The organism is Streptomyces sp. BJ20 (assembly GCF_022869105.1).
Lineage (GTDB): Bacteria > Actinomycetota > Actinomycetes > Streptomycetales > Streptomycetaceae > Streptomyces > Streptomyces griseoincarnatus.
In genome coordinates this window covers 3,238,453-3,256,590 of the sequence record NZ_CP094918.1, presented here as the reverse complement: position 1 = coordinate 3,256,590, position 18,138 = coordinate 3,238,453, and the positions used below count along the sequence as shown (strand labels likewise).

Here is an 18,138-nt window from a genome sequence, read left to right as displayed (position 1 = left end):
GTCGTCGCGTGGGTCTGCGACGGCTTCGGGGGAAGGGGTGCTTACGACAGCACGGGGGTGCGGAGGGGGTACAGCGGTCTGTGGCCGCACGCTGCGGTGTACCAACGGGGGTGGGGGTGGGTTGTGCGGATGCCCATGCGGGCGGCTCGTTGGTCGGTACGCCCGGGCGGCGGTGGTTCTTGTTGTGGCGCGGCTGCGGGGCGGTGGGGGCTGAGCGCGCCGTTCCCCGCGCCCCCTGCGGGCGCACCCGGCTGCGGGGCGGTGGGGGCTGAGCGCGCCGTTCCCCGCGCCCCCTCGGGCGCACCCGGCTGCCGGACCGTGGGGGCTGAGCGCGCCGTTCCCCGCGCCCCCTGCGGGCGCACCCGGCTGCGGGGCGGTGGGGGCTGAGCGCGCCGTTCCCCGCGCCCCCTCGGGCGCACCCGGCTGCCGGACCGTGGGGGCTGAGCGCGCCGTTCCCCGCGCCCCGGCGGGGCGCTCTATGGCTCCTGGCGGTGGAGGAGGTTGTGGGCTGTCAGGGCCAGGGTGGTTTCCACCAGGTCTGTGGGGCGGGAGAGGTTGCGGCCTGTCAGCTGTTCGTAGCGGCGGAGGCGGTTGAGGACGGTGTTGCGGTGGCAGTAGAGGCGTCGGCCCGCCCGCTGGGCGGAGCCGTCGCAGGCGAGCCAGGTGGCGAGGGTGTCCAGGAGGACCTCGGCGTCGGCGGGTTCCAGGGCGGCGAGCGGGCCGAGCAGCCGGTCGGTCAGCGCCGCCGCGAGGTCGGGGTTCGACGCGACCAGCGCCGCCGGCAGATGTTCGGTCAGCCGGACCGTGCCGCCCGCCTCCGGACACAGCCGAAGCGCGGTGTCCGCCAGCCGTCGCGCCTCCCCCACCGCGGCCAGTCCGTCGACGGTGCCACTGACGCCCACCCGCACGCCGGGCGGCTGCTCGTCCGGGACGACCGTCGCCGGGTCGCCCTCGACGAGGACGATGCCGTGGTCGGCGTCCACGCCGGTGTGCCAGTGCACACGCACACCGGGGGCGAGGGCCGCCTGGGCACCCGTACAGCCGGCGGACCGCGTCGCCTCGACGGCGACGACGACGTACCGGCCGTGCTCGGGCAGGTCCAGCGCCTCGGCCGCCTCGGGCAGGTCGGCGATCCTGCTGGTGCCGTCCAGCAGCGCCGCGGCCAGCAGACGCACCCTGTTCTCCCTCCGCCATGACATCTGCCGCTCGGTCTGCCGGTACGCGTCGGCGACGATCATGCTGTGCTCGTCGACGAACTCCCACACGTCGGACGCGACGTGCACCAGCAGCCGCACGTCCTCCGGCGCCGCCCGGGACGTCTCGTCGACCAGGCCCTGCCACACCAGCGAGCCGCCCAGCCGGAAGGCGTGCAGCACCGCGTCCAGCGGCAGGCCCTGTTCGGCGCGGGTGGCGCCGATCTTCCAGGAGCAGCGGCGCGCCGCGTCACGGGCGCCCCGCGGGTCCAGCAGCGAGGAGATGCTGTGCCGCAGCGAGCGGTGCACCTCCTGCCACGTGGCGACGGCGTCGTCCTCGACGGCGGTGCGGTAGGCCGGCTCCTGCTCCTGGAGCACCGCGACCAGCCTGTCGGTGAGCTGCGGCAGGTCGTCCAGCAGGATGCGGGCGGCCCGGTGCAGCACGCGCAGCGCGTCGGCGTCGATCAGCGACCGCACGCGTGGCGTCCGCGACCGAGGTGCGGGCACGGGTCCGGGACGCAGCAGGGTTCGTGGCCGTACGGCGTGAGGCATCGCGCATTCCCCCCAGGGTCGGGCTTCCGGGCGGTGCCCGTGCGGCGGCCCCGTACCGGCGCCCGGCAGGTACGGGGAGCCCGCGGGCCGGCCGCCGTCGGACTCGTCCTGCCCCGAAGGATGGCATACCGTCCGGTCGGTCCCTAGAGTCGTGCACCGGTCTTTTCCTCCTGCTCGACCAGACGCACCAGCTCGACCCGGGAACGGAGGCCGAGCGTGGCGAACACGTTCCGCAGGTGGTAGTCGACGGTCCGGGTGGACACGGAGAGGCTGAGGGCCACCTCCCGGTTGGTGGCGCCCGCGGCCACGTAGCGGGCGATCCGCATCTGCTGCGGGGTGAGGCGGGCCAGATCGCCGGCGCCCACGGACGCGGCGGGGGCCGCGTTCGGGGCGGCGCCCCCGGCCCTGAGCTCGGCGGCGGCCTGCTGCGCCCACAGAGGGGCGCCGCAGCGTTCGAAGCCGAGGCGGGCCTCCTCCAGACGGGCGCGGGCCTCGCGGAGGCGGCGTCTGCGGCGCAGCCACTTGCCGTAGAGGAGTTCGGTACGGGCGCGTTCGAAGTCACCCGCGGTGTCGTCGTGCCGGTCGAGCGCGCGCAGGTACAGCTCGTCGGCGGCGTCGGGACCGGCCAGCAGGGCACGGCAGCGCAGGAGTTGGGAGGGGGCCTGGGGGTCGGCGCCGCAGGCCGCCCACAGGACGAAGTCCTCCACGACCGCCTCCGCGTGCTGGGGGCGCCCGGCGGACGCTGCGGCCTCCACGAAACAGGGGACGGCGAGCATCCACACCGCGAAGTGGCCGCGGCGGGCGCCGGGGCGGACCAGCGGGCCGAGTCGCTGCGCCGCTTCGCGGGGGCGGCCGGCGCCGAGGTCGGCGCGGGCCACGGCCCAGTGCGCGAGGGTCGCGGCCTGGGCGAGCCCGTGTCGGCGTGCGGTGCGCAGGGCCGCCTCGGCGTGTTCGGCCACCAGGTCCGCCTCGCCCTCGATGGACGCGGCGAGCGCGAGGACGGCGTGGTGGTGGGCGGCGGTGTTGCGCTGCCCGGTGCGCTCGGCGGCGCGGTGGCCCTCCTCGGCATGGGTGCGGGCGAGCTGGTGGCGGCCCGCGCGGAGTTCGGCGTAGGCGAGGTACTCGAGGGCTCGGGGTTCGAGGGCGGCGGAGCCAGTGGTGCGGGCGGCGGCGAGGGCGCGGGCGCCCGCGCGGCGGGCGGAGGTGACGTCGCCGAGCATCAGCGCTGCGGCGGCGGAGCGGAGGAGGTGGTCGGGGTCGGAGCCGTGGAGGCCGTTGTCGACGACGCGGCGGAGGGGGGTGGCGGCGAGGTCGAAGCGGGCGAGGAGGACGGCGCGCATGCCGTCGCGGTGGTCACGGAAGGGGTCGCCGTCCGGCGGTGACATCGTGGTCGGGACGCCGCTCGGCTGCGGGTCCGTGGGCGGGACGCCGCTCGGCTGCGGGTCCGTGGTCGGGACGCCGCTCGGCTGGAGGTCCGTGGGCGGGACGCCGCTCGACCGGGAGTCCGCAGGCAGGGCTCCGCTAGACCGGGAATCCATGGGCAGGGCGCCGCTCGGCTGGAGGTAGGTGGGCGGGACGCCGCTCGGCTGGGAGTCCGTGGGCGGCGCGCCACCCACCCTGGAATCCGTGGACAGGGCGCCGCCCGCCCTGGAATCCGTGGACAGGGCACCGCCCGCCCGCGAATCCGCGGGCGGGGCGCACGCCGTGCGGGGTGCTGTTACGCCCACCCGTGCCGCTGGGCCCCCCAGGCCGTCAGGGTGCCGGAGGAGGCACGACTGCACGCAACCGCGGGAGACGTCGCCGACTGCACGGCTTACCGCGTCGGGCGGCCCCAAGGCCTCTACGGCAGCGGGCGTCGGGCGGCAGGTGCAGGCGGACACGGCGGGTGGCGTCGGCGTCGGCGGGCTGGGGGTCGGGGCGCTTCGCGGGACGCGGACGCAGGCTTCTGCCAGAGGGAACGTCGGTGGTGTGTGGGTGGGGGCCAGGGCCGAGAGGCAGGCGGTGGGGTCGCCCGCGGACCAGGCCGCGTCCGCCGCGCCCAGGGTCGCGCGGGCCGCGGCGGGCGGGGGCAGGAGGTCGGCCGCGAGCAGGAAGGACTCCCGGGCGTCCTCCACCGGGCCGTCGGCCAGGAGTACCGCGCCCCGCAGGAGTTCCGCGCCTCCACGCACCGAGGCCGGCGCGGAACGGCCGCGCGCCCGGTCCAGCAGGCGTAGCGCGTCGGCGGCGTGGCCGGCGAGGAGTGCCTGCTCGGCGGCGGCTAGGTGGCGGCGGGCCCGTTCCGCCTGGTCCGGGGTGAGGTCGGCGGCGCGGGCCAGGGCCCGGAGGCGGAGGGCGGGGGGCGCGGTGGACGACGGGTCGGTCGCCGCCGCGGCCAGGGAGGCCGCCACGGCGGGAGCGGGCGCGCCGACCGCCCACGCACGGTGGAGGAGCGGGAGGAGGTCCTCGCGGTCGGTCGCGGCCTCGGCGAGGGAGAGATGCGCGGCACGGCGGTCCTCGGGGGACGCGGTGGCGTACACCGCCCGGGCCATCAGCCCGCTGCGGAAGCGGAGCCGGCCCTCGCCGCGGGTCAGCAGGTCGGGCAGCGGGGCGGTCGCCGCCGCGTGGGCCGCCCGGAGGACGAGTGCCGCGTCCGCGTCCTCCTCCCCCGTCGCACATGCGGCGGCCGCCGTCGTCAGGAGCAGGCCGCCGGGGTCGTCGGGCAGGCGGCCGCCGGCCACGTCGGCCAGCACCTCACCGTCGGCCGTCGGCCGGGGCAGGGAGCGTCGCCCGCCCAGCTGGGCCGGCGACAGACGCCGGACCAGCGCCAGCAGCAGCGCCGGGTTGCCCTCGGCCGCCGTGATCAGCTCCTCCTGTACGGCGGGGTCGACGGCGCTGTCCGTGCGCTCCCGGATCAGCAGTGCCGCGTCGCCGGGGGTGAGCGGGCCCAGGCGCAGGACGGGCAGGTCCGCCAGTTCCGGTGGCGGGGGGCGGTGGCCGGCGACCGTCAGGAGGAGCGTCGTGCGTACGGCCGTCTCCCGTATCCGCGTGGCGGTGCGGGCGAGCGCGGCGCGGGACGGGGCGTCCCACAGGTCCGCGTCGTCCATGCAGACGAGGAGCGGGCCGGCGGTCCGGAGGGCCTCGTCCAGCCCGTGCGCGCCGTCGGCGCGTACGTACCGCACGGGGCCCGTGCGGAAGAGTCGGGCGGCGTGGTCGAGGAACGTGGTGCGGCCGCAACCGGGTTCACCGGTCACGACGCGGACGCCGCCGTCGGTGCGCAGCGCGTCCAGCAGCTCGGCGGTCAGCCGCTGCCGCGCGGTCGTCTGTCCGGTCATTCCAGCGACCTTACTCACGCGTAAGGTCGTGCGGAAGGTATACGTCCGCGACTGGATGAAACATGAACGGCCGCTCCACCAGCGGCTTTTGCGGTGTGACGTCCCCCTCGGACTGTGCTGTGGCCCAAGCGCGGCGGCGGGCCGCGTTGCCCGCGCACAACGCCGGTGGCGGCCCGCGCCGCGCGCGGACCGCCACCGGTCGGTGTCGTCAGGAGGTGTGCGGGCAGTTGCCCCGCGACTCCTCGATCGTCAGGCTCGGCCGCGGCAGCGGGCAGAGGAACTGCTCGTACCGGGTGTCGTTGTCGATGAAGCGCTTCAGCCACGAAATGCTGTACTTCGCGATCGTCGTGTCCGACGTGTTCGGGGTGAAGTGGCTGGCGTTGTTGAGCTCCAGGTACGCCCGGTCCAGGGAGGACGGCAGGGTGTTGTAGAACGGCTCGGCGTGGCTGGCGACGGGCGCGATGGAGTCGCCGTCGGCGCCGAAGATCAGGGTGGGGGTCCGGAGCTCGGGCCAGGTCTTGTCGAGGTTCCAGGGCGTCAGCGGGATGGCGGCCTGGAGGGACGGCCGGGTCTTGGCGGCCTCGAGGGAGCCGCCGCCGCCCATGGAGTGCCCCATGACGCCCAGCCGGCCGCTGTCGACGCGGCTGCGGACGAGGCTCCGCTGGGTGAGGTAGTCCAGCGCGGCCAGCAGCTGGTCGCCCCGGGAGCCGGGCTGGTCGACGGTGGTGAGGGTGTCGATGGTGAACACCACGAAGCCCTGCGAGGCCAGGCGCGGGCCCAGCCAGGAGATGGAGGACTCGAGAGCGGTGAAGCCGGGCGAGATGGCGATCGCGCCGAAGGTGCCGTCGGCGGTGGTCGTCGGGTAGTAGATCGTGCCGCCGCCGAAGCCGGTCGCGGAGAGCCGGGACACGGAGGTCTGCGAGACGGCGTACGGGCCGCGCAGGGCCTCGATGCTGGACTCGGTGGGGGCCGGGCCGCGCTCGTAGGGGTTGTCGGCGGCGTGGGCGCCGGGGCCGGTGAGGGTGCTGAGGCCGACGACGGCGGCGAGCGCCGCGGTCAGTCCGGCCAGGCGGCCGGTCCTGCGCCTGCTGGTGTGGGGGTGCTGCTGCACGACGAGTGGTCCTCTCTGTCATGGCGGTCGCCGGGCCGGCCGGCGCACGGGGTCACTGCGTGGGCCGGGGAGCCGTGCGGAGGCCGGGGCGGTGCCTTCTGACTGGCGGTGCCACTGTCGGTCGGGAGGGGGTGGGCGGGGATCGGTGAAATCACCGGTCTTGTGGGAGGGCGTGGGTGTGCGGGGTTCGTTGACCGCGGGGCGGTGGGGGCTTGGCGCGCAGTTCCCCGCGCCCCTGTCGGCCCGCGGGCCGGTGGGGTTGCGCGCGCAGGTCCCCGCGCCCCAGGGGTAGGCCGGTGCGCGCGTCAGGCCGCGGGCCCGTCGGGGCTGCGCGCGCAGTTCCCCGCGCCCCTGTCGGGCCGCGGGCCGGTGGGGTTGCGCGCGCAGGCCGCGCCCCTGTGATGGGCCGGTGTGCGCGTCAGGCCGCGGGCCCGTCGGGGCTGCGCGCGCAGTCCCTCGCGCCTCTGTCGGGCCGCGGGTCTGTGAGGGCTGAACGCGCGGCTCACCGCGCCCCTGGGGGTCGCGCCTCAGGAGGACGCTGTCAGGGCCGACGACGCGGCTGCGGTGGCGAGGTAGAAGGCGGGGAACGCCAGGTTGTGCAGTACTCGGGCGCGCAGGTGGAAGGCGATCGCGCCCAGGTAGAACAGGACGAGACCGCAGGCCGCGGCCACGCCGAGGGGGCGCAGTGCGCCGACGAGGACGCCGAGGAGGAGGCCCGCCGCGCCGGCCAGCTTCAGGACGGCCAGCCAGGGGATCCACGATCGGGGGACACCCACCAGCGCCGAGTTGGCGAGCACGAAGCGTGCCCCGGCGAGGTCGGCGACGGCCATGGCCACGTTGACGGCGGCGGTGAGCACGACGACGACGAGAAGTGCGAGCGGGACATCGGTCATGCCTCCAGGGTTCGCGGGCTGCTCGACACCGTCCAATACCTGCTTCTATAACCTGGAGGCATGGATGTGGACACGCGTCTCCTCCGGTACTTCGCCGCGGTGGCGGAGGAGGGCAGCCTCACCGGGGCCGCGCGGCGGCTGTTCGTCTCGCAGCCCGCGCTGACCAAGCAGATGCGGCGCCTGGAGGACGCTCTCGGGGTACGGCTCTTCGCGCGTTCACGCTCGGGGATGGCGCTGACCGAGGCCGGCCGTGAGTTCGCCTCCCGGGTGCCCGCACTGCTGGACGGATGGGACGAGGCGGTGCGGGCGACCGGCCGGGCGGCGCGGATACTGCGCCTGGGCTTCCTGGACGCGGGCGCGGTGGGACCCGTCCCCGAGGTCATCGCGGAGTTTCGTCGCGCACGGCCGGAGTGGCGGGTGGAACTGCGGCAGTTCGACTGGTCGGACCCGAGCGCGGGCCTGGCCCGGGGGGAGGTGGATGCCGCAGTGGTGCGTCTGCCGTTCCCCGGTCAGGAGAGCTACGCGGTGCGGGAGTTGTTCGCCGAGGAGCGTGGCGTGCTGCTGCCGGCCCGGCACCCGCTGGCGACCCGGGAGACGGTGGACTTCCACGAGCTCCGGGACGAGCCGTTCGTCGCGGCCGGGGCCGAGACCGGCACCTGGAGGGAACACTGGCTGGGGGCGGAGGAACGGGACGCCGGGCATCCCGTCCGGGTCGGCGCCGTGACCAGCCGTCCCGACGAGTGGCTGGGAGCGGTGGCCGGCGGGTGCGTGGCACTGGCCCCCGCGTCGGCGGCCCGCTTCCACTCCCGCCCGGATGTGGTGTTCCGGCCGGTCCACGGGCTCTCACCGTCCCGGGTGGGGCTGGCCCGGCCTCGGCGGCGGAGGGACGAGGCTGTGCTGGACGAACTGTTGCGGGCCGTCTCGCGGCGGCTGGGAGGACGGCCCCTGGGGGGCTGGGCCGGTGTCGGCGTTCGGCCGCGGGCCGGTGGGGGTTGAGCGCGCAGTTCCCCGCGGCTCTCAGGAAGATTCACTCGGCCTCGTCGAAGAGTGAGGCATGTGTATGAACGGCCGGGGTACCCGGGCGCATACGGTCACCGTCGGAGTCGGCGCCGACGGTGGCGGCGACGGCGCCGCCGGTTCCGGGGCGCCGTCGTTCTATGCGGCGTCGTAGACGTGGGCCCGGCCGCCGACCCACTTCACCCAGGCGGGGTCGTCCAGCAGCTGTTCGCCCTCCGGAAGCCCCACACGGCGCAGGAACTCCACGACGTCACGGTCGGAGTAGGCGAGGCCGACGATCTCTCCGCGCACGGTGACGCGCCGGCCCCCCGAGCCCAGCGGCGGGTGTACCACGATCGGAGGCTTCCTCATCCCTCCAGCATCCGTCCGTGCCGTCGCGTATGCACGCCGGGACCGCCTGTCACCCGACTGGACCGCCGGACGAGCCGGACGGACGCCCGCCGTGCTGGTATGGAAGCGGCCTCCATGCCTACCCGGAGGGAGCTGGGAATGCACGAGATGTGGTGCGGTGCAGACACTTCGGGGGAGCCGGTCTGGCACGTTCTCACCCCGGACAAGACCTCGACGCTGTGCGGGGTGGACAAGGAGGATGAATCGCCACGGCGCGACACGACGGACCGGCACTGCTTCACCTGCATGAAGTCGTTCCAGGCCGTCGTGGCGTCCCGCTGAGAGCCACGGCCGCCCCCGCCGGCGCCGGCGGGCCCGGGCACCGTCCGGGTCCGCCGGCGCCGTTTCAGTGACAGCCGCTTCCCCCCGGACCGTGGGCGTGCTCCCCCGCGTCCGGGCTGTGCGTGTCCAGCCGGCAGAAACAGGATGCCTCGACCGGTACGTCCGCCAGCGCCGCCGCCTGCCGCAGCTGCCGGGCGACGATCGCGGCCTCGCCGGTCTTTCCGGTGCGCAGCAGGCACTCGTGGAAGCCGTGCAGCGCCCAGACGTTGTCCGGGTGCTGGAGCGGCCGGGGCAGGGTGTCGTCGAGGCCCAGGTCGGCGCGGTATACGGCCTCCGCCTCGGCGACCCGGCCCTGTTCGAGGAGCAGCGCGCCGAGGGCGTGCCGGGCGGGCTGCATCCAGCCCCACGGCTCGTCGTACGGCAGGGTGTCGTCCCGTTCGACCGCCAGTTCGAGCGCGGCGAAGGCGGTGTCGTGGTCGCCCTTGCGGTAGGCGAGTTCGCCGTCGAGCATCGCGGAGGCGATGGCGAGGATGTCGTGGCAGGTGTTGTTGAACAGCATCCTGCTCCCGGGGACGCGGTCCACGGCCGCGCGGAACTTCTCCCGCTCGGCGTCGGCGCCGTCCGTGTCGCCCTTCACGCCGAGGGCGACGCCTCGGGCGTAGTGCAGCATCGCGGTCGTGACGCAGTACAGCTCGGGATCTTCGGGGAACGGCAGCGCGAGGATGTCGTCCCAGCGGCCGAAGCGGATCAGCACGTGGAAGCGCATCGCCAGGAATCCCTCCAGCCAGTCCGCCATGGGCGGGCTCTCCACCCGCAGGAGCTTCTCCGGCACGGCGGCCTCGAGCCGGGCGGCGGCGTCCAGGGCCACCTCGGACTGTCCGGCGAACATCGCGCCGTAGATCCGGAAGTGGTGGTTGTGGCAGCGGTAGAGCGTGTAGAAGTTCATCGCGCCGGCCCGCTGGAGGTACTTCTCGTCGGCGGTGATCGCGGCGGTGTTGTCCGAGACGACACGGCGGTAGTCGCCGCACAGCACCTCGAGATGCGAGGGCATGTGGAGCAGGTGCCCGGCGTCGGGCACCGCCCCGCGCAGCCGGTCGGCGACGGTGAGGGCGGCCTCCGGGGTCGGGGACATCTCCATGAGGTGGATGTAGAGGTGCACGACACCCGGGTGCGTGGCTCCGGCCTCGGTGGCGAGGGCGCCGTCGAGCACCTCCTTGGCCTCCAGGGTGCGGGCGCCGTCGGCGGGGCGCCCGGTCCTCAGGTCCCACAGCTGCCAGGGCGTGAGGTTCATCAGCGCGTCGGCGCAGAGCACGGCCACGTCCAGGTCGCCGGGTGCGCTCTCGTACACGGCGAGCATGCGGTCCGCGTACGGCTCGTTCCAGACGGAGCAGTCCTCCGCGGGGCGGTCCTGCGGGTAGCGGGCGCGCAGGGCCTCGACGAGGGCACGCTCGACGGGGGTGGCGCGGGCCTCGGCCGCCTGGTGGGCGCGCTCGACAGCCGCGTGGGTGCGCTGGACGGTGCGGTCGAGGTCCTCGGCGTCGAAGGCCTCCCAGGGTTTGTTGTAGTTCGGGCCGAGGGCGTAGGCGATGCCCCAGTGGGCCATGGCGCAGCCGGGGTCGGCGTCGGCGGCCTTCTGGTAACAGGCGACCGCCTCCTCGTGGTTGAAGGCGTAGGTCCACATCAGCCCGCGGTCGAACCAGAGTTGCGCCTCGGGAGAGGTCGTCGACACGGGCCGTCCGTAGGAGCCGAGGTCGTAGTAGTCGTCCATGGTGCCCGCCTCCCGGGGGTTCCGGCGACGTCGGCCGCCGCCCGTCGGCGGCCGACGTCCCGTGGGGACGAAACCGACGATAGCGGGGCACGGGCGGTCGCGCAGGCGCGCCGGGAAACCCGTCCCGAGGCAGGTCGGACGCTCACGAGGAGCTGCGGTGACGGCACCTTGATCATGGCGTTGGTCCAGCGCATCCGCCGCGGGGTCTGGGGGTGGCAGTCGGAGGTGATCGAGCAGGGCGCGGTCGCGGGTGGCCTGTGCGGTCCGGGCGAGTATCCCCCGAGCCCGGTCTCCGGGCTTCGCCCGAGGGCCTGGGCGGCCTGCCGGCTCGCCGGGCGACGAGAGTGACGCGGGCCGCCGCTGTCTTGAACAGGAAGGCTGCTTGGACAGCGGGTCGCCGTCGGTGATCGTGGTCTCGTGGGCGGCGCGTCCAGGGTGTCCGTCGGGCGGCCGGTGGCCCTCGGGGTGGTCCCGGTGACCGTAGCGGATCGGCACGGACATCACGCCGTCGCGGAACGCCGCGGTCCACAGCCGGCCCGGAGCACCCCGCGCGGGGTGGTGATCTGGACCAGGTCTCCGTGGGGGCCTCGCCGTGGGAGTGCAGGATCGAGGCGGACGGCACCCACCGTTCGACGCCCTCCTCCGTCACCCCGTCCGCGAGGTGCAGGCCGATGCGGGCCGGCCAAGGGTCGCCGGGGGGCTAAGGGATGCGTGCGGCTCGGGGGTTGGTGATCCGGTCCGGCGAACTGTCCACGGGGGACCGGTCCCCACGGTGCGGCGATGTCGCGGAGGCGGGCACCCGCCCCTCCATCGGTCAGACCATCACACCACGTACATGTCATGCGACTCTGGGTGACTGTCTGACACACCTTCACCATTCCTTCGGGTCTTGTGCGCCGACGGGCTGGCAAGGGCCGTACGGCCCTCCCTAGGATGTATTTCCTGTCCAGCCAGTCCAGTTGGCGCGGCACTCCGCAGGGGGAACGATGCACACCGGTAAGCAGCTGTCCACCGAGATCGACGCAACCGTGCCGACGGCCGCGCGCATGTACGACTACTACCTCGGCGGCAAGGACAACTACGCCGCGGACCGCGCCGCGGTCGAGGAGCTCGACAAGGTGGTGCCGAGCACCCGCCGCCTGGCCTTGAACAACCGCCGTTTCCTGCAGCGCGTGGTCCGCACGCTCACCCAGGAGTACGGCATCCGGCAGTACCTGGACCACGGCTCCGGCCTGCCCACGCAGGACAACGTGCACCAGGTGGCGCAGCGCGTCGACCCCACCACCCACGTCGTGTACGTCGACAACGACCCGATGGTGTCGGTGCACGGACGGGCCCTGCTGGAGCAGGACGAGCGCACGGTGGTCATCCAGGCGGACATGCGCGACACCGACGGGATATTCGGCCACTCCGAGACCCAGCGGCTGATCAACTTCGACGAGCCGGTGTGCGTCCTGTTCAACTCCGTCTTCCACTGCATCCCGGACAGTGACACCGACGGTCCGTCGGCCGTCGCCAACCGGGTGCGGGAGCGGCTGGCGCCGGGCAGCTTCATGGTCATGTGCCAGCTGGTCAGCGAGGACCCGAAGGTCCGCGAGTTCGTCACCGACTTCATGGACCAGGTGACGCAGGGGCACTGGGGTCGGGTTCGCACGGAGAAGGACGTCGAGGTGCTCTTCGACGGCCTGGAGATCCTGGACCCGGGCCTGGTGGAGGTGTCCACCTGGCGTCCTGACACGGACGTGGCGCCCCGTCAGCTCACCCAGGAATGGATCGAGTTCGGCGGCGTCGGCCGACTTCCTTCGTAACCCTCACGCACGACCGACGCCCCTTCCGGGACTCGGGAGGGGCGTCGGTCGTGCCGGCTCAGGAAGGCCGTGCCGTCTCAGGAGGAGAGCGCGTAGCGTTCGTCCATCCTGCGGCGCAGCATCTCGACGGATTCGCGGGGCGTGAGCGCCTCGTCGGCGAGACGGTCGAGCACGATCCGGTACTCCTCGGTCTCGTCGCGGTCCTCGAGGAAGTTGGCGCTTCGGATGTGCTCCAGGTAGACCACGTCGGGCAGGTCGAGTCCGCCGAAGCGCAGATAGGTCACCGGGATGGCGGGCGCCGAGGCGTTGGTGACGTTCAGCGGGACGATCTGCAGGGTGACGTTGGGCCGCTGGGCCATCTTGGCCAGGTGGTCGAGCTGGTCGCGCATCACGGTGCGGTCACCGAGGACGCGCAGCAGGACCGACTCGTCGATGACGGCCCACAGCTGCGGGGCGTCCTCGCGGAGCAGCAGCTGGGCGCGGCGCATGCGCAGCTCGACCCGGCGCTGCACCTCGCCCGCCGGGGCGTTGGGCAGTCCGCGCTCGACGACCGCGCGGGTGTAGTCGGCGGTCTGCAGCAGTCCGGGGACGTACTGGATCTCGAACGTACGGATGGTGGCGGCGGCCTCCTGGAGTCCGACCAGGCGGTCGAACCACTCGGGCATCAGCCGCTTGTCGTACCGCTGCCACCAGCCCGGCTCCCCGGCCCGCTGGAGCAGCTTGAGAAGGACGGAGGCCTCGTAGTCGTCGGTGCCGTAGAGCTCGAGCAGCGCCCGGACGTCCGTCTCGGTCGGCGGGCGGCGGCCCTTCCCGGACTCGATGCGGGACAGCTTGGCCCCGCTGAAGCCGACGGAGCGGGCCGCCTGGTCCTGGGACAGCCCGGCGTCCTCACGGAAACCGGCCAACTGCACGCCCACCAGCATCTTGAGCAGGGTCGGCGCGGGCTCGGGCCTGTCCAGGTAGGGTTCCAGACGGGAGATGCGATGCGACGCGGCGGACATCCTGACTCCCAGCAGACCGGCACAAGGGCGATTCAGACTATCGCATCTGATGCTGCCTCACCGCACGCGGATGCGAAATGCCGACCGAAGTGGGGCAGTTGGATTCCGCTTCACCGGCGCCGGTCCCCAGGGCCGGCACCGGCCGCGCGGCGGACGGCGGGCGCGGCGGCCCGTCGTCGGACGAGGTGAACCGTCACCGGACCAGATGGTCGAACTCGCCGTCCTTGGCACCCGCCAGGAAGGCGGCCAGCTCGGCGGCGGTGTACACGAGGGCCGGGCCGTCTGGGTCACGGGAGTTGCGCATCGCGACGTCACCGTCGGACAGCGGCGCGACCTCGACACAGTTGCCTTCGGCGTTGCTGTGCCGGCTCTTGATCCAGCGGGCGTCCAACTGGCTGGCCCGCACTCCGTTCCGCACTCCAGGCACCGCTGTCTCCTTGCTGCTGATCTCGTCCCGCCCCGCACGGCCGTACCGCGCACTTGGCGAAAATTCTCGCGCAATTTCCCGTGCAATTGCACGGGAGCGCTGACAGCGTGGATAATAGCCGTGGCGTCAACCCCCTTGGGAGCGCCCCGTCCTGACGTCGCATCGAGGAGATGCCGTGTCATCACCTGTGCACATGACGCTCCGGCCGAGGACCTCGGCCGTCTTACCGGCAGGTGGTGGCGGCGCCGGCTCGTTCGGCCCGCTGCCCGCGGTGCCGCACGAGGACGGGTCCCCACTGCAGACGGTGCCCGCCGCCGCCCCCCACGCGGCGGTGAGCATCGCCTGCAGCAGGGAGGGCCTCGCGCGAGCGCGGTCCTTCACCCGCGACACCCTCGGGGGGTGGTCGCTGCACCAGTGCGGCGACGACGCCGCCCTGATCATGACCGAGCTGGCCGCCAACGCCGTGCTGCACGCGGCGTCGCGCTGCCCGGGTGAGCCGGACGTACGGCTGGGGTTCCGTCTGGAGCCGGCGCACCTGCTGCTCACGGTCACCGACCCCGACGACCGCCCGCCCGTGCGGCAGCCTCCCGGCGCAGACGCCGACCTGGAGGAGCACGGCCGAGGGCTGCGCATCGTCGACGCCCTGTCGGAGGCGTGGGGCTGGTTCCCCGCCGTCCCGGCAGGCAAGACGGTGTGGGCCCGGTTGTCCACCCGCCCGCCCACCTGACACGACTGCCGCGGAAAGGCACCCACGCCATGCGCAGCGCTTCTACGGAACAGCCGAGCAGCGAGCGCCCAGTGCGCCACACGTCCCCCACCGGAGTGGCCCGGTCCACACCTCTCACGGCCCTGTCCCAGGTGCCATGGGCCGGCATGCAGGACTCCACCGGATCAGCGGCCGCCATTCCCCTGCTGCTCAACGGCATCGCCTGGGGTGACGCCGACACCGCCCGGGCCGCACTCGAGGATCTGCGGAAACGGATCTGCCAGTACGGCTTCGTCACGGAACAGGCGACCGCCGCCACGGTCCCGTTCCTCTGGGAGCTGGCCCAGCTGCCGCACGTCACCGTGCGGGCGGGGATCATCCAGCTGCTCAAGGCCATCGCCGACGCCCGGCAGTGGGAGAGCACGGCGGCCGCGTACCCCAAGCTGCTCAACCGACGTGAGAACCCGGTGGTGTGGGAGCGGGCCGCCCGGCAGGCGGTGCGGGCCCGGCGCGGCGAGCTGAACCGGCTGCTGTCGGAGCCGGACACGGAGATCGCCCGCGCCAGCACGGAGCTGGCCCGCGCACTGGCCGACTGAGGCCCGCGCGGCGCCGCACCCGCGGACGCCGCCGTACGCCCACGGCCCGGCACGGGCCGTGCACCGCCGCGTGCCCCGTCACGGGCCGCGGTGCACGAGCCGCGCCGCACCGCCCGGCGCACCACGGCCCGGCACGGGCCGCACACTCCGGGCCCCCCGGGGAGGGGACCGGTCAGGAAGACGCGCGACTGCTCTTGGGGACGGGTCGCGCGTCGGGGGGAGGGTCGCGCGCGGCCGAGGGGGGAAGGCCGCGCGCGACCCGCACACACGCACTTCTCGAACCTACGGTCCGCCCCACCGAACTGAGGCAGATCGTCAATCTGCCGCAGGACGAGCACGGCAAGGCGTTCCCGGTCGCTGGTGACGCGGTCGTCGGGCCTGTCCTGTTCCGCGGTAGGTGACGGCGTCAGGTCGCACCGAGGCCGTTCAGGAGGGTGTCGGCGACCAGATCGGCGGCCTGCGGGGGTTCCAGGTCGGGGAACCGGTGGGCGACGGTGTCGACGAGTTCGTCCAGGATCGTCCGCGCCCAGGCCGCGTCGACGCCTGCTCGCAGGTAGCCCTCGTCCAGCGCGCGGCGGATGAAGGCGTCGAGGCGCGCACTCTGCTCCTCCCGGCGGGCCCAGGCGACGGGGTCCTTCTGCATCATCAGGCGCACGTCGACCGGCCATTCGCGGCTGACGGGGATGATCCCCTCCAGGTAACGGTGGAGGGCGACCTGCAAGGGGGACTCGCCCAGGCGGGCTTCGTCCAGGACGCGTTCGGCGGAGTCGAGCTTGGCTTGGAAGACGGCGCTGAGCAGGGATTCACGGTTTGCGAAGCGGCGGTGGACGGTCGTCCGGTCCACCCCGGCGGCGGCGGCGATGGCCGCCATGGAGGCGCCCGGGTCCTCCGCCAGGAGTCGAGCTCCGGCACGGAGCACGGCAGTCAGGTTACGCGCGGCATCAGCTCTCATGATGCCGACATTCTACGCCCGTGCTTTACTTAATTAACTAACATCACCACGTGAGATGCGACACTAGAAATTAACACATCACACGTGTTGCACTTAGGTCAGCTTCGTCTACAGTGAAGTTGCTGTTCCGTTCGGGGCAGTGAAGCAGATGATGAAACGAGGCACGCGTCATGCCACGAACCTGGCTCATCACGGGGGGCTCACAGGGCCTGGGCAGGGCCCTGGTGCTCGCGGTCCTGGAGGCCGGCGACAACGTTGTGGTGACTTCCCGCAAGCCTGAGGCACTGGCTTCCCTGAGGGCCGAGCACCCGGACCAGCTGGAGGCGGTGGCGCTGGACGTCACCTCCGCGTCCCAGTCCCGGGGCGTGGTGGCCGCCGCGGTGGAGCGGTTCGGATCGGTGGACGTCGTCGTCAACAACGCCGGCTACGCCACCAGCGGCTCGATCGAGGACTTCCCCGAGGACGAGTTCCGCGCGCAGGTCGACACCAACTTGTACGGCGTGGTCAACATGACCCGGGCGGTCCTTCCCGTCATGCGCCGCCAGCGGTCCGGGCACATCGTGCAGATCTCCTCCATCGGCGGACGTGTGGGTGGGACGCCGGGTCTGAGCGCCTACCAGACCGCGAAGTTCGCCGTCGAGGGGTTCTCCGAGGCCTTGGCGAACGAGGTTGCACCCTTCGGTGTCAAGGTCACCATCGTCGAGCCGGGCGGCATCCGCACCGGCTGGGCCACGGGTGCCGCGGAGCCTTCCGGTCCCGTGACCCCCGACTACGAGGAGACCGTGGGCCTGTGGCTGGCCCGGTTCGCCGACTACGCCGGCAACGAGCCCGGTGACCCGGACCGCATGGCCCGCGCGATCATCGGTGCCGTGGACGCCGAGGAGCCCCCGCGCCGGCTGCTGCTCGGCAGCGACGCCCTGGAGATCGCGATCAGCTCGGAGGAAAGCCGTCTGGCCGAGGCCCGCACGTGGGCAGAGGTCAGCCGTTCCGCGGACTACCCCACCACCTGACGGCACTGTGCGGGCGCGGCGGCGGGCCGGTCGAAGCACCGGATCCCCGGGGGCCGCCCGCGCCGACCGCCCCGCGCAGTACGGCCTGTCCGGCCGCATCCGGACCTGTGGTCCCGACCGCGCCCTGGCCACCGGCCGCGGCTGCGCACCGGCGCCGTCACGCTGAACGGATCGCCGATCGGCTTCGACGGCCCCTTCGGCAGCTACAAGGTCGGCGGCCTCGGCCGTGAGTACGGCAAGGCCGGTCCGACCGGCAAGTCAGCCCCGCCGTCGCGGTCCGGACGGGACTTCCGCTCCACGCCCTGTAGCCCGGACGGTTCACCCGACCGAGCGGACCGATGGCGCATGGCGCGAGCCTGGGGATCAGCTTCGTGCGACGAACAGCCGTCCCGCCGCCCTGGCGAGCGGCAACCCCGGCCAGTGAGGAACCGCCCTGCCCCGCAGCCGAACCCTGAACGGCGCGCGGTGGCCAGACCGCCGGCCCGCCACCCCGCACGACCGAACGACAAGGAGCAGGGATGAGTACCGACGACGCCTACGAGCAGGCGCTGGACACCGCACGCGACCTCCTGGGACAGCGCCTGGAGCTCCCGATGAGTCCCGGCGAACCGGCCTCCGGAGCCGATTTCCGCAAGGTCGCGACTGTGCACACGTTCGGGGACTCATGGACCCGTACCGCACTGTCGACGCACGACCGGTCCCTGGTCTCCGTCGCCATCGCCGCAACGCTGGGCGCATTCGAACCGCTGCGCGGGCAGCTGCGCATCGCGCTCAACAACGGCGTCACGCAGGACGAGATCGTCGACCTCTTCATCCACCTCGCCGTCTACGCGGGGGCGGCCCGTGCCTTCGAGACGTATCAGGTCGCCCTGTCCGTCTTCGCCGAGGAGGCCTCCTCCTGAGAGACGCTGCTCGGCACCCTGCCGAACCTACCGAAGACTCCTCCGCGCAGGCTGCCGCACTGGTCGCATTGGCGCAGAAACCAACGGGCCACGGCCCGGCACAACCACTGCCGGTGACGACTTACCGCCCTCGCGACCGGATGGATCACGACGTCGCACCGGAGTCCCAGGAGCACGGGGAACCGCGCGAGCAACACCCGCGGCGCCGCACCCGCCCAA

At 73.5% G+C, this 18,138-nt stretch carries 16 protein-coding genes and 1 pseudogene; 7 read left to right on the top strand and 10 right to left on the bottom strand.

The features are described from left to right. Window positions 1–476: 476 nt before the first annotated feature. From MTR79_RS14755 to MTR79_RS14740, 4 genes are all read right to left on the bottom strand, one after another. Window positions 477–1,745: a helix-turn-helix domain-containing protein gene (locus tag MTR79_RS14755; RefSeq protein WP_244790567.1), complete on the bottom strand. Its 1,269-nt coding sequence runs from the start codon at window positions 1,743–1,745 to the stop codon at window positions 477–479. A gap of 143 nt (window positions 1,746–1,888) precedes the next feature. Continuing rightward, window positions 1,889–5,056 carry a LuxR family transcriptional regulator gene (locus tag MTR79_RS14750; protein WP_244790565.1) on the bottom strand — a complete coding sequence of 1,056 codons (3,168 nt, stop codon included), beginning with the start codon at window positions 5,054–5,056 and terminating at the stop codon, window positions 1,889–1,891. Between the two features lie 208 nt (window positions 5,057–5,264). Next, the gene (locus MTR79_RS14745) at window positions 5,265–6,167 is read right to left on the bottom strand and encodes an alpha/beta hydrolase (RefSeq protein ID WP_244790562.1); all 903 of its coding nucleotides are present in this window, start codon (window positions 6,165–6,167) and stop codon (window positions 5,265–5,267) included. A 527-nt stretch (window positions 6,168–6,694) separates the two neighbouring features. After that, window positions 6,695–7,060 carry a DoxX family protein gene (locus MTR79_RS14740; RefSeq protein WP_244790560.1) on the bottom strand — a complete coding sequence of 122 codons (366 nt, stop codon included), beginning with the start codon at window positions 7,058–7,060 and terminating at the stop codon, window positions 6,695–6,697. Between the two features lie 60 nt (window positions 7,061–7,120). Here MTR79_RS14740 and MTR79_RS14735 point away from each other — a divergent pair, with 60 nt between their 5' ends. After that, window positions 7,121–8,056 (top strand): LysR family transcriptional regulator, encoded by a 936-nt coding sequence (locus MTR79_RS14735; RefSeq protein WP_244790558.1) that lies wholly within the window; start codon window positions 7,121–7,123, stop codon window positions 8,054–8,056. 159 nt (window positions 8,057–8,215) lie between these two features. Here MTR79_RS14735 and MTR79_RS14730 read toward each other — a convergent pair whose 3' ends face one another. Continuing rightward, window positions 8,216–8,428, bottom strand: a complete 213-nt coding sequence (locus MTR79_RS14730) for a hypothetical protein (protein ID WP_156702440.1) — start codon at window positions 8,426–8,428, stop codon at window positions 8,216–8,218. A gap of 138 nt (window positions 8,429–8,566) precedes the next feature. Between MTR79_RS14730 and MTR79_RS14725 the strand changes: the two genes are divergently transcribed. Continuing rightward, a complete protein-coding gene (locus MTR79_RS14725; RefSeq protein ID WP_231628292.1) occupies window positions 8,567–8,749 on the top strand; it encodes a hypothetical protein in 183 nt (60 codons plus the stop codon). 64 nt (window positions 8,750–8,813) lie between these two features. Here the strand turns inward: MTR79_RS14725 and MTR79_RS14720 are convergent, their stop codons facing one another. Beyond that, complete coding sequence (locus MTR79_RS14720; RefSeq protein WP_086701897.1) at window positions 8,814–10,517, bottom strand: hypothetical protein; 1,704 nt, start codon at window positions 10,515–10,517, stop codon at window positions 8,814–8,816. A 137-nt stretch (window positions 10,518–10,654) separates the two neighbouring features. Continuing rightward, window positions 10,655–10,840: pseudogene (locus tag MTR79_RS14715) on the bottom strand (hypothetical protein); the annotation flags it as partial. A gap of 663 nt (window positions 10,841–11,503) precedes the next feature. Between MTR79_RS14715 and MTR79_RS14710 the strand changes: the two are divergent. Beyond that, window positions 11,504–12,325, top strand: coding sequence for an SAM-dependent methyltransferase (locus MTR79_RS14710; RefSeq protein ID WP_086701898.1), 822 nt, complete (start codon window positions 11,504–11,506; stop codon window positions 12,323–12,325). A gap of 77 nt (window positions 12,326–12,402) precedes the next feature. Here the strand turns inward: MTR79_RS14710 and MTR79_RS14705 are convergent, their stop codons facing one another. Together MTR79_RS14705 and MTR79_RS14700 are read right to left on the bottom strand one after the other, a co-directional pair. After that, on the bottom strand, window positions 12,403–13,326 hold the full coding sequence (locus MTR79_RS14705) for a helix-turn-helix transcriptional regulator (RefSeq protein ID WP_048454841.1): 924 nt from the start codon (window positions 13,324–13,326) through the stop codon (window positions 12,403–12,405). 193 nt (window positions 13,327–13,519) lie between these two features. Next, window positions 13,520–13,753, bottom strand: coding sequence for a DUF397 domain-containing protein (locus tag MTR79_RS14700; protein ID WP_086701899.1), 234 nt, complete (start codon window positions 13,751–13,753; stop codon window positions 13,520–13,522). Between the two features lie 193 nt (window positions 13,754–13,946). Here MTR79_RS14700 and MTR79_RS14695 point away from each other — a divergent pair, with 193 nt between their 5' ends. Both MTR79_RS14695 and MTR79_RS14690 read left to right on the top strand, forming a co-directional pair. Continuing rightward, window positions 13,947–14,480, top strand: coding sequence for an ATP-binding protein (locus MTR79_RS14695; protein WP_086701901.1), 534 nt, complete (start codon window positions 13,947–13,949; stop codon window positions 14,478–14,480). Between the two features lie 29 nt (window positions 14,481–14,509). Further along, window positions 14,510–15,055, top strand: coding sequence for a hypothetical protein (locus MTR79_RS14690; RefSeq protein WP_189364475.1), 546 nt, complete (start codon window positions 14,510–14,512; stop codon window positions 15,053–15,055). Window positions 15,056–15,461: 406 nt separating this feature from the next. Here MTR79_RS14690 and MTR79_RS14685 read toward each other — a convergent pair whose 3' ends face one another. Beyond that, window positions 15,462–15,974 carry a TetR family transcriptional regulator gene (locus tag MTR79_RS14685; protein ID WP_286159719.1) on the bottom strand — a complete coding sequence of 171 codons (513 nt, stop codon included), beginning with the start codon at window positions 15,972–15,974 and terminating at the stop codon, window positions 15,462–15,464. A gap of 203 nt (window positions 15,975–16,177) precedes the next feature. Between MTR79_RS14685 and MTR79_RS14680 the strand changes: the two genes are divergently transcribed. Both MTR79_RS14680 and MTR79_RS14675 read left to right on the top strand, forming a co-directional pair. Then, complete coding sequence (locus tag MTR79_RS14680) at window positions 16,178–17,017, top strand: oxidoreductase (RefSeq protein WP_189364476.1); 840 nt, start codon at window positions 16,178–16,180, stop codon at window positions 17,015–17,017. A 518-nt stretch (window positions 17,018–17,535) separates the two neighbouring features. Continuing rightward, window positions 17,536–17,919: a carboxymuconolactone decarboxylase family protein gene (locus MTR79_RS14675; protein ID WP_244790556.1), complete on the top strand. Its 384-nt coding sequence runs from the start codon at window positions 17,536–17,538 to the stop codon at window positions 17,917–17,919. Window positions 17,920–18,138 lie beyond the last annotated feature (219 nt).

Excerpts from the sequence above, each read along its gene's own strand:
- MTR79_RS14755 (WP_244790567.1), bottom strand. The coding sequence starts at position 1,745 with ATGCCTCACGCCGTACGGCCACGAACCCTGCTGCGTCCCGGACCCGTG.
- MTR79_RS14750 (WP_244790565.1), bottom strand. The coding sequence starts at position 5,056 with ATGACCGGACAGACGACCGCGCGGCAGCGGCTGACCGCCGAGCTGCTG.
- MTR79_RS14740 (WP_244790560.1), bottom strand. The coding sequence starts at position 7,060 with ATGACCGATGTCCCGCTCGCACTTCTCGTCGTCGTCGTGCTCACCGCC.
- MTR79_RS14735 (WP_244790558.1), top strand. The coding sequence starts at position 7,121 with ATGGATGTGGACACGCGTCTCCTCCGGTACTTCGCCGCGGTGGCGGAG.
- MTR79_RS14730 (WP_156702440.1), bottom strand. The coding sequence starts at position 8,428 with ATGAGGAAGCCTCCGATCGTGGTACACCCGCCGCTGGGCTCGGGGGGC.
- MTR79_RS14725 (WP_231628292.1), top strand. The coding sequence starts at position 8,567 with ATGCACGAGATGTGGTGCGGTGCAGACACTTCGGGGGAGCCGGTCTGG.
- MTR79_RS14720 (WP_086701897.1), bottom strand. The coding sequence starts at position 10,517 with ATGGACGACTACTACGACCTCGGCTCCTACGGACGGCCCGTGTCGACG.
- MTR79_RS14710 (WP_086701898.1), top strand. The coding sequence starts at position 11,504 with ATGCACACCGGTAAGCAGCTGTCCACCGAGATCGACGCAACCGTGCCG.
- MTR79_RS14705 (WP_048454841.1), bottom strand. The coding sequence starts at position 13,326 with ATGTCCGCCGCGTCGCATCGCATCTCCCGTCTGGAACCCTACCTGGAC.
- MTR79_RS14695 (WP_086701901.1), top strand. The coding sequence starts at position 13,947 with ATGACGCTCCGGCCGAGGACCTCGGCCGTCTTACCGGCAGGTGGTGGC.
- MTR79_RS14690 (WP_189364475.1), top strand. The coding sequence starts at position 14,510 with ATGCGCAGCGCTTCTACGGAACAGCCGAGCAGCGAGCGCCCAGTGCGC.
- MTR79_RS14680 (WP_189364476.1), top strand. The coding sequence starts at position 16,178 with ATGCCACGAACCTGGCTCATCACGGGGGGCTCACAGGGCCTGGGCAGG.
- MTR79_RS14675 (WP_244790556.1), top strand. The coding sequence starts at position 17,536 with ATGAGTACCGACGACGCCTACGAGCAGGCGCTGGACACCGCACGCGAC.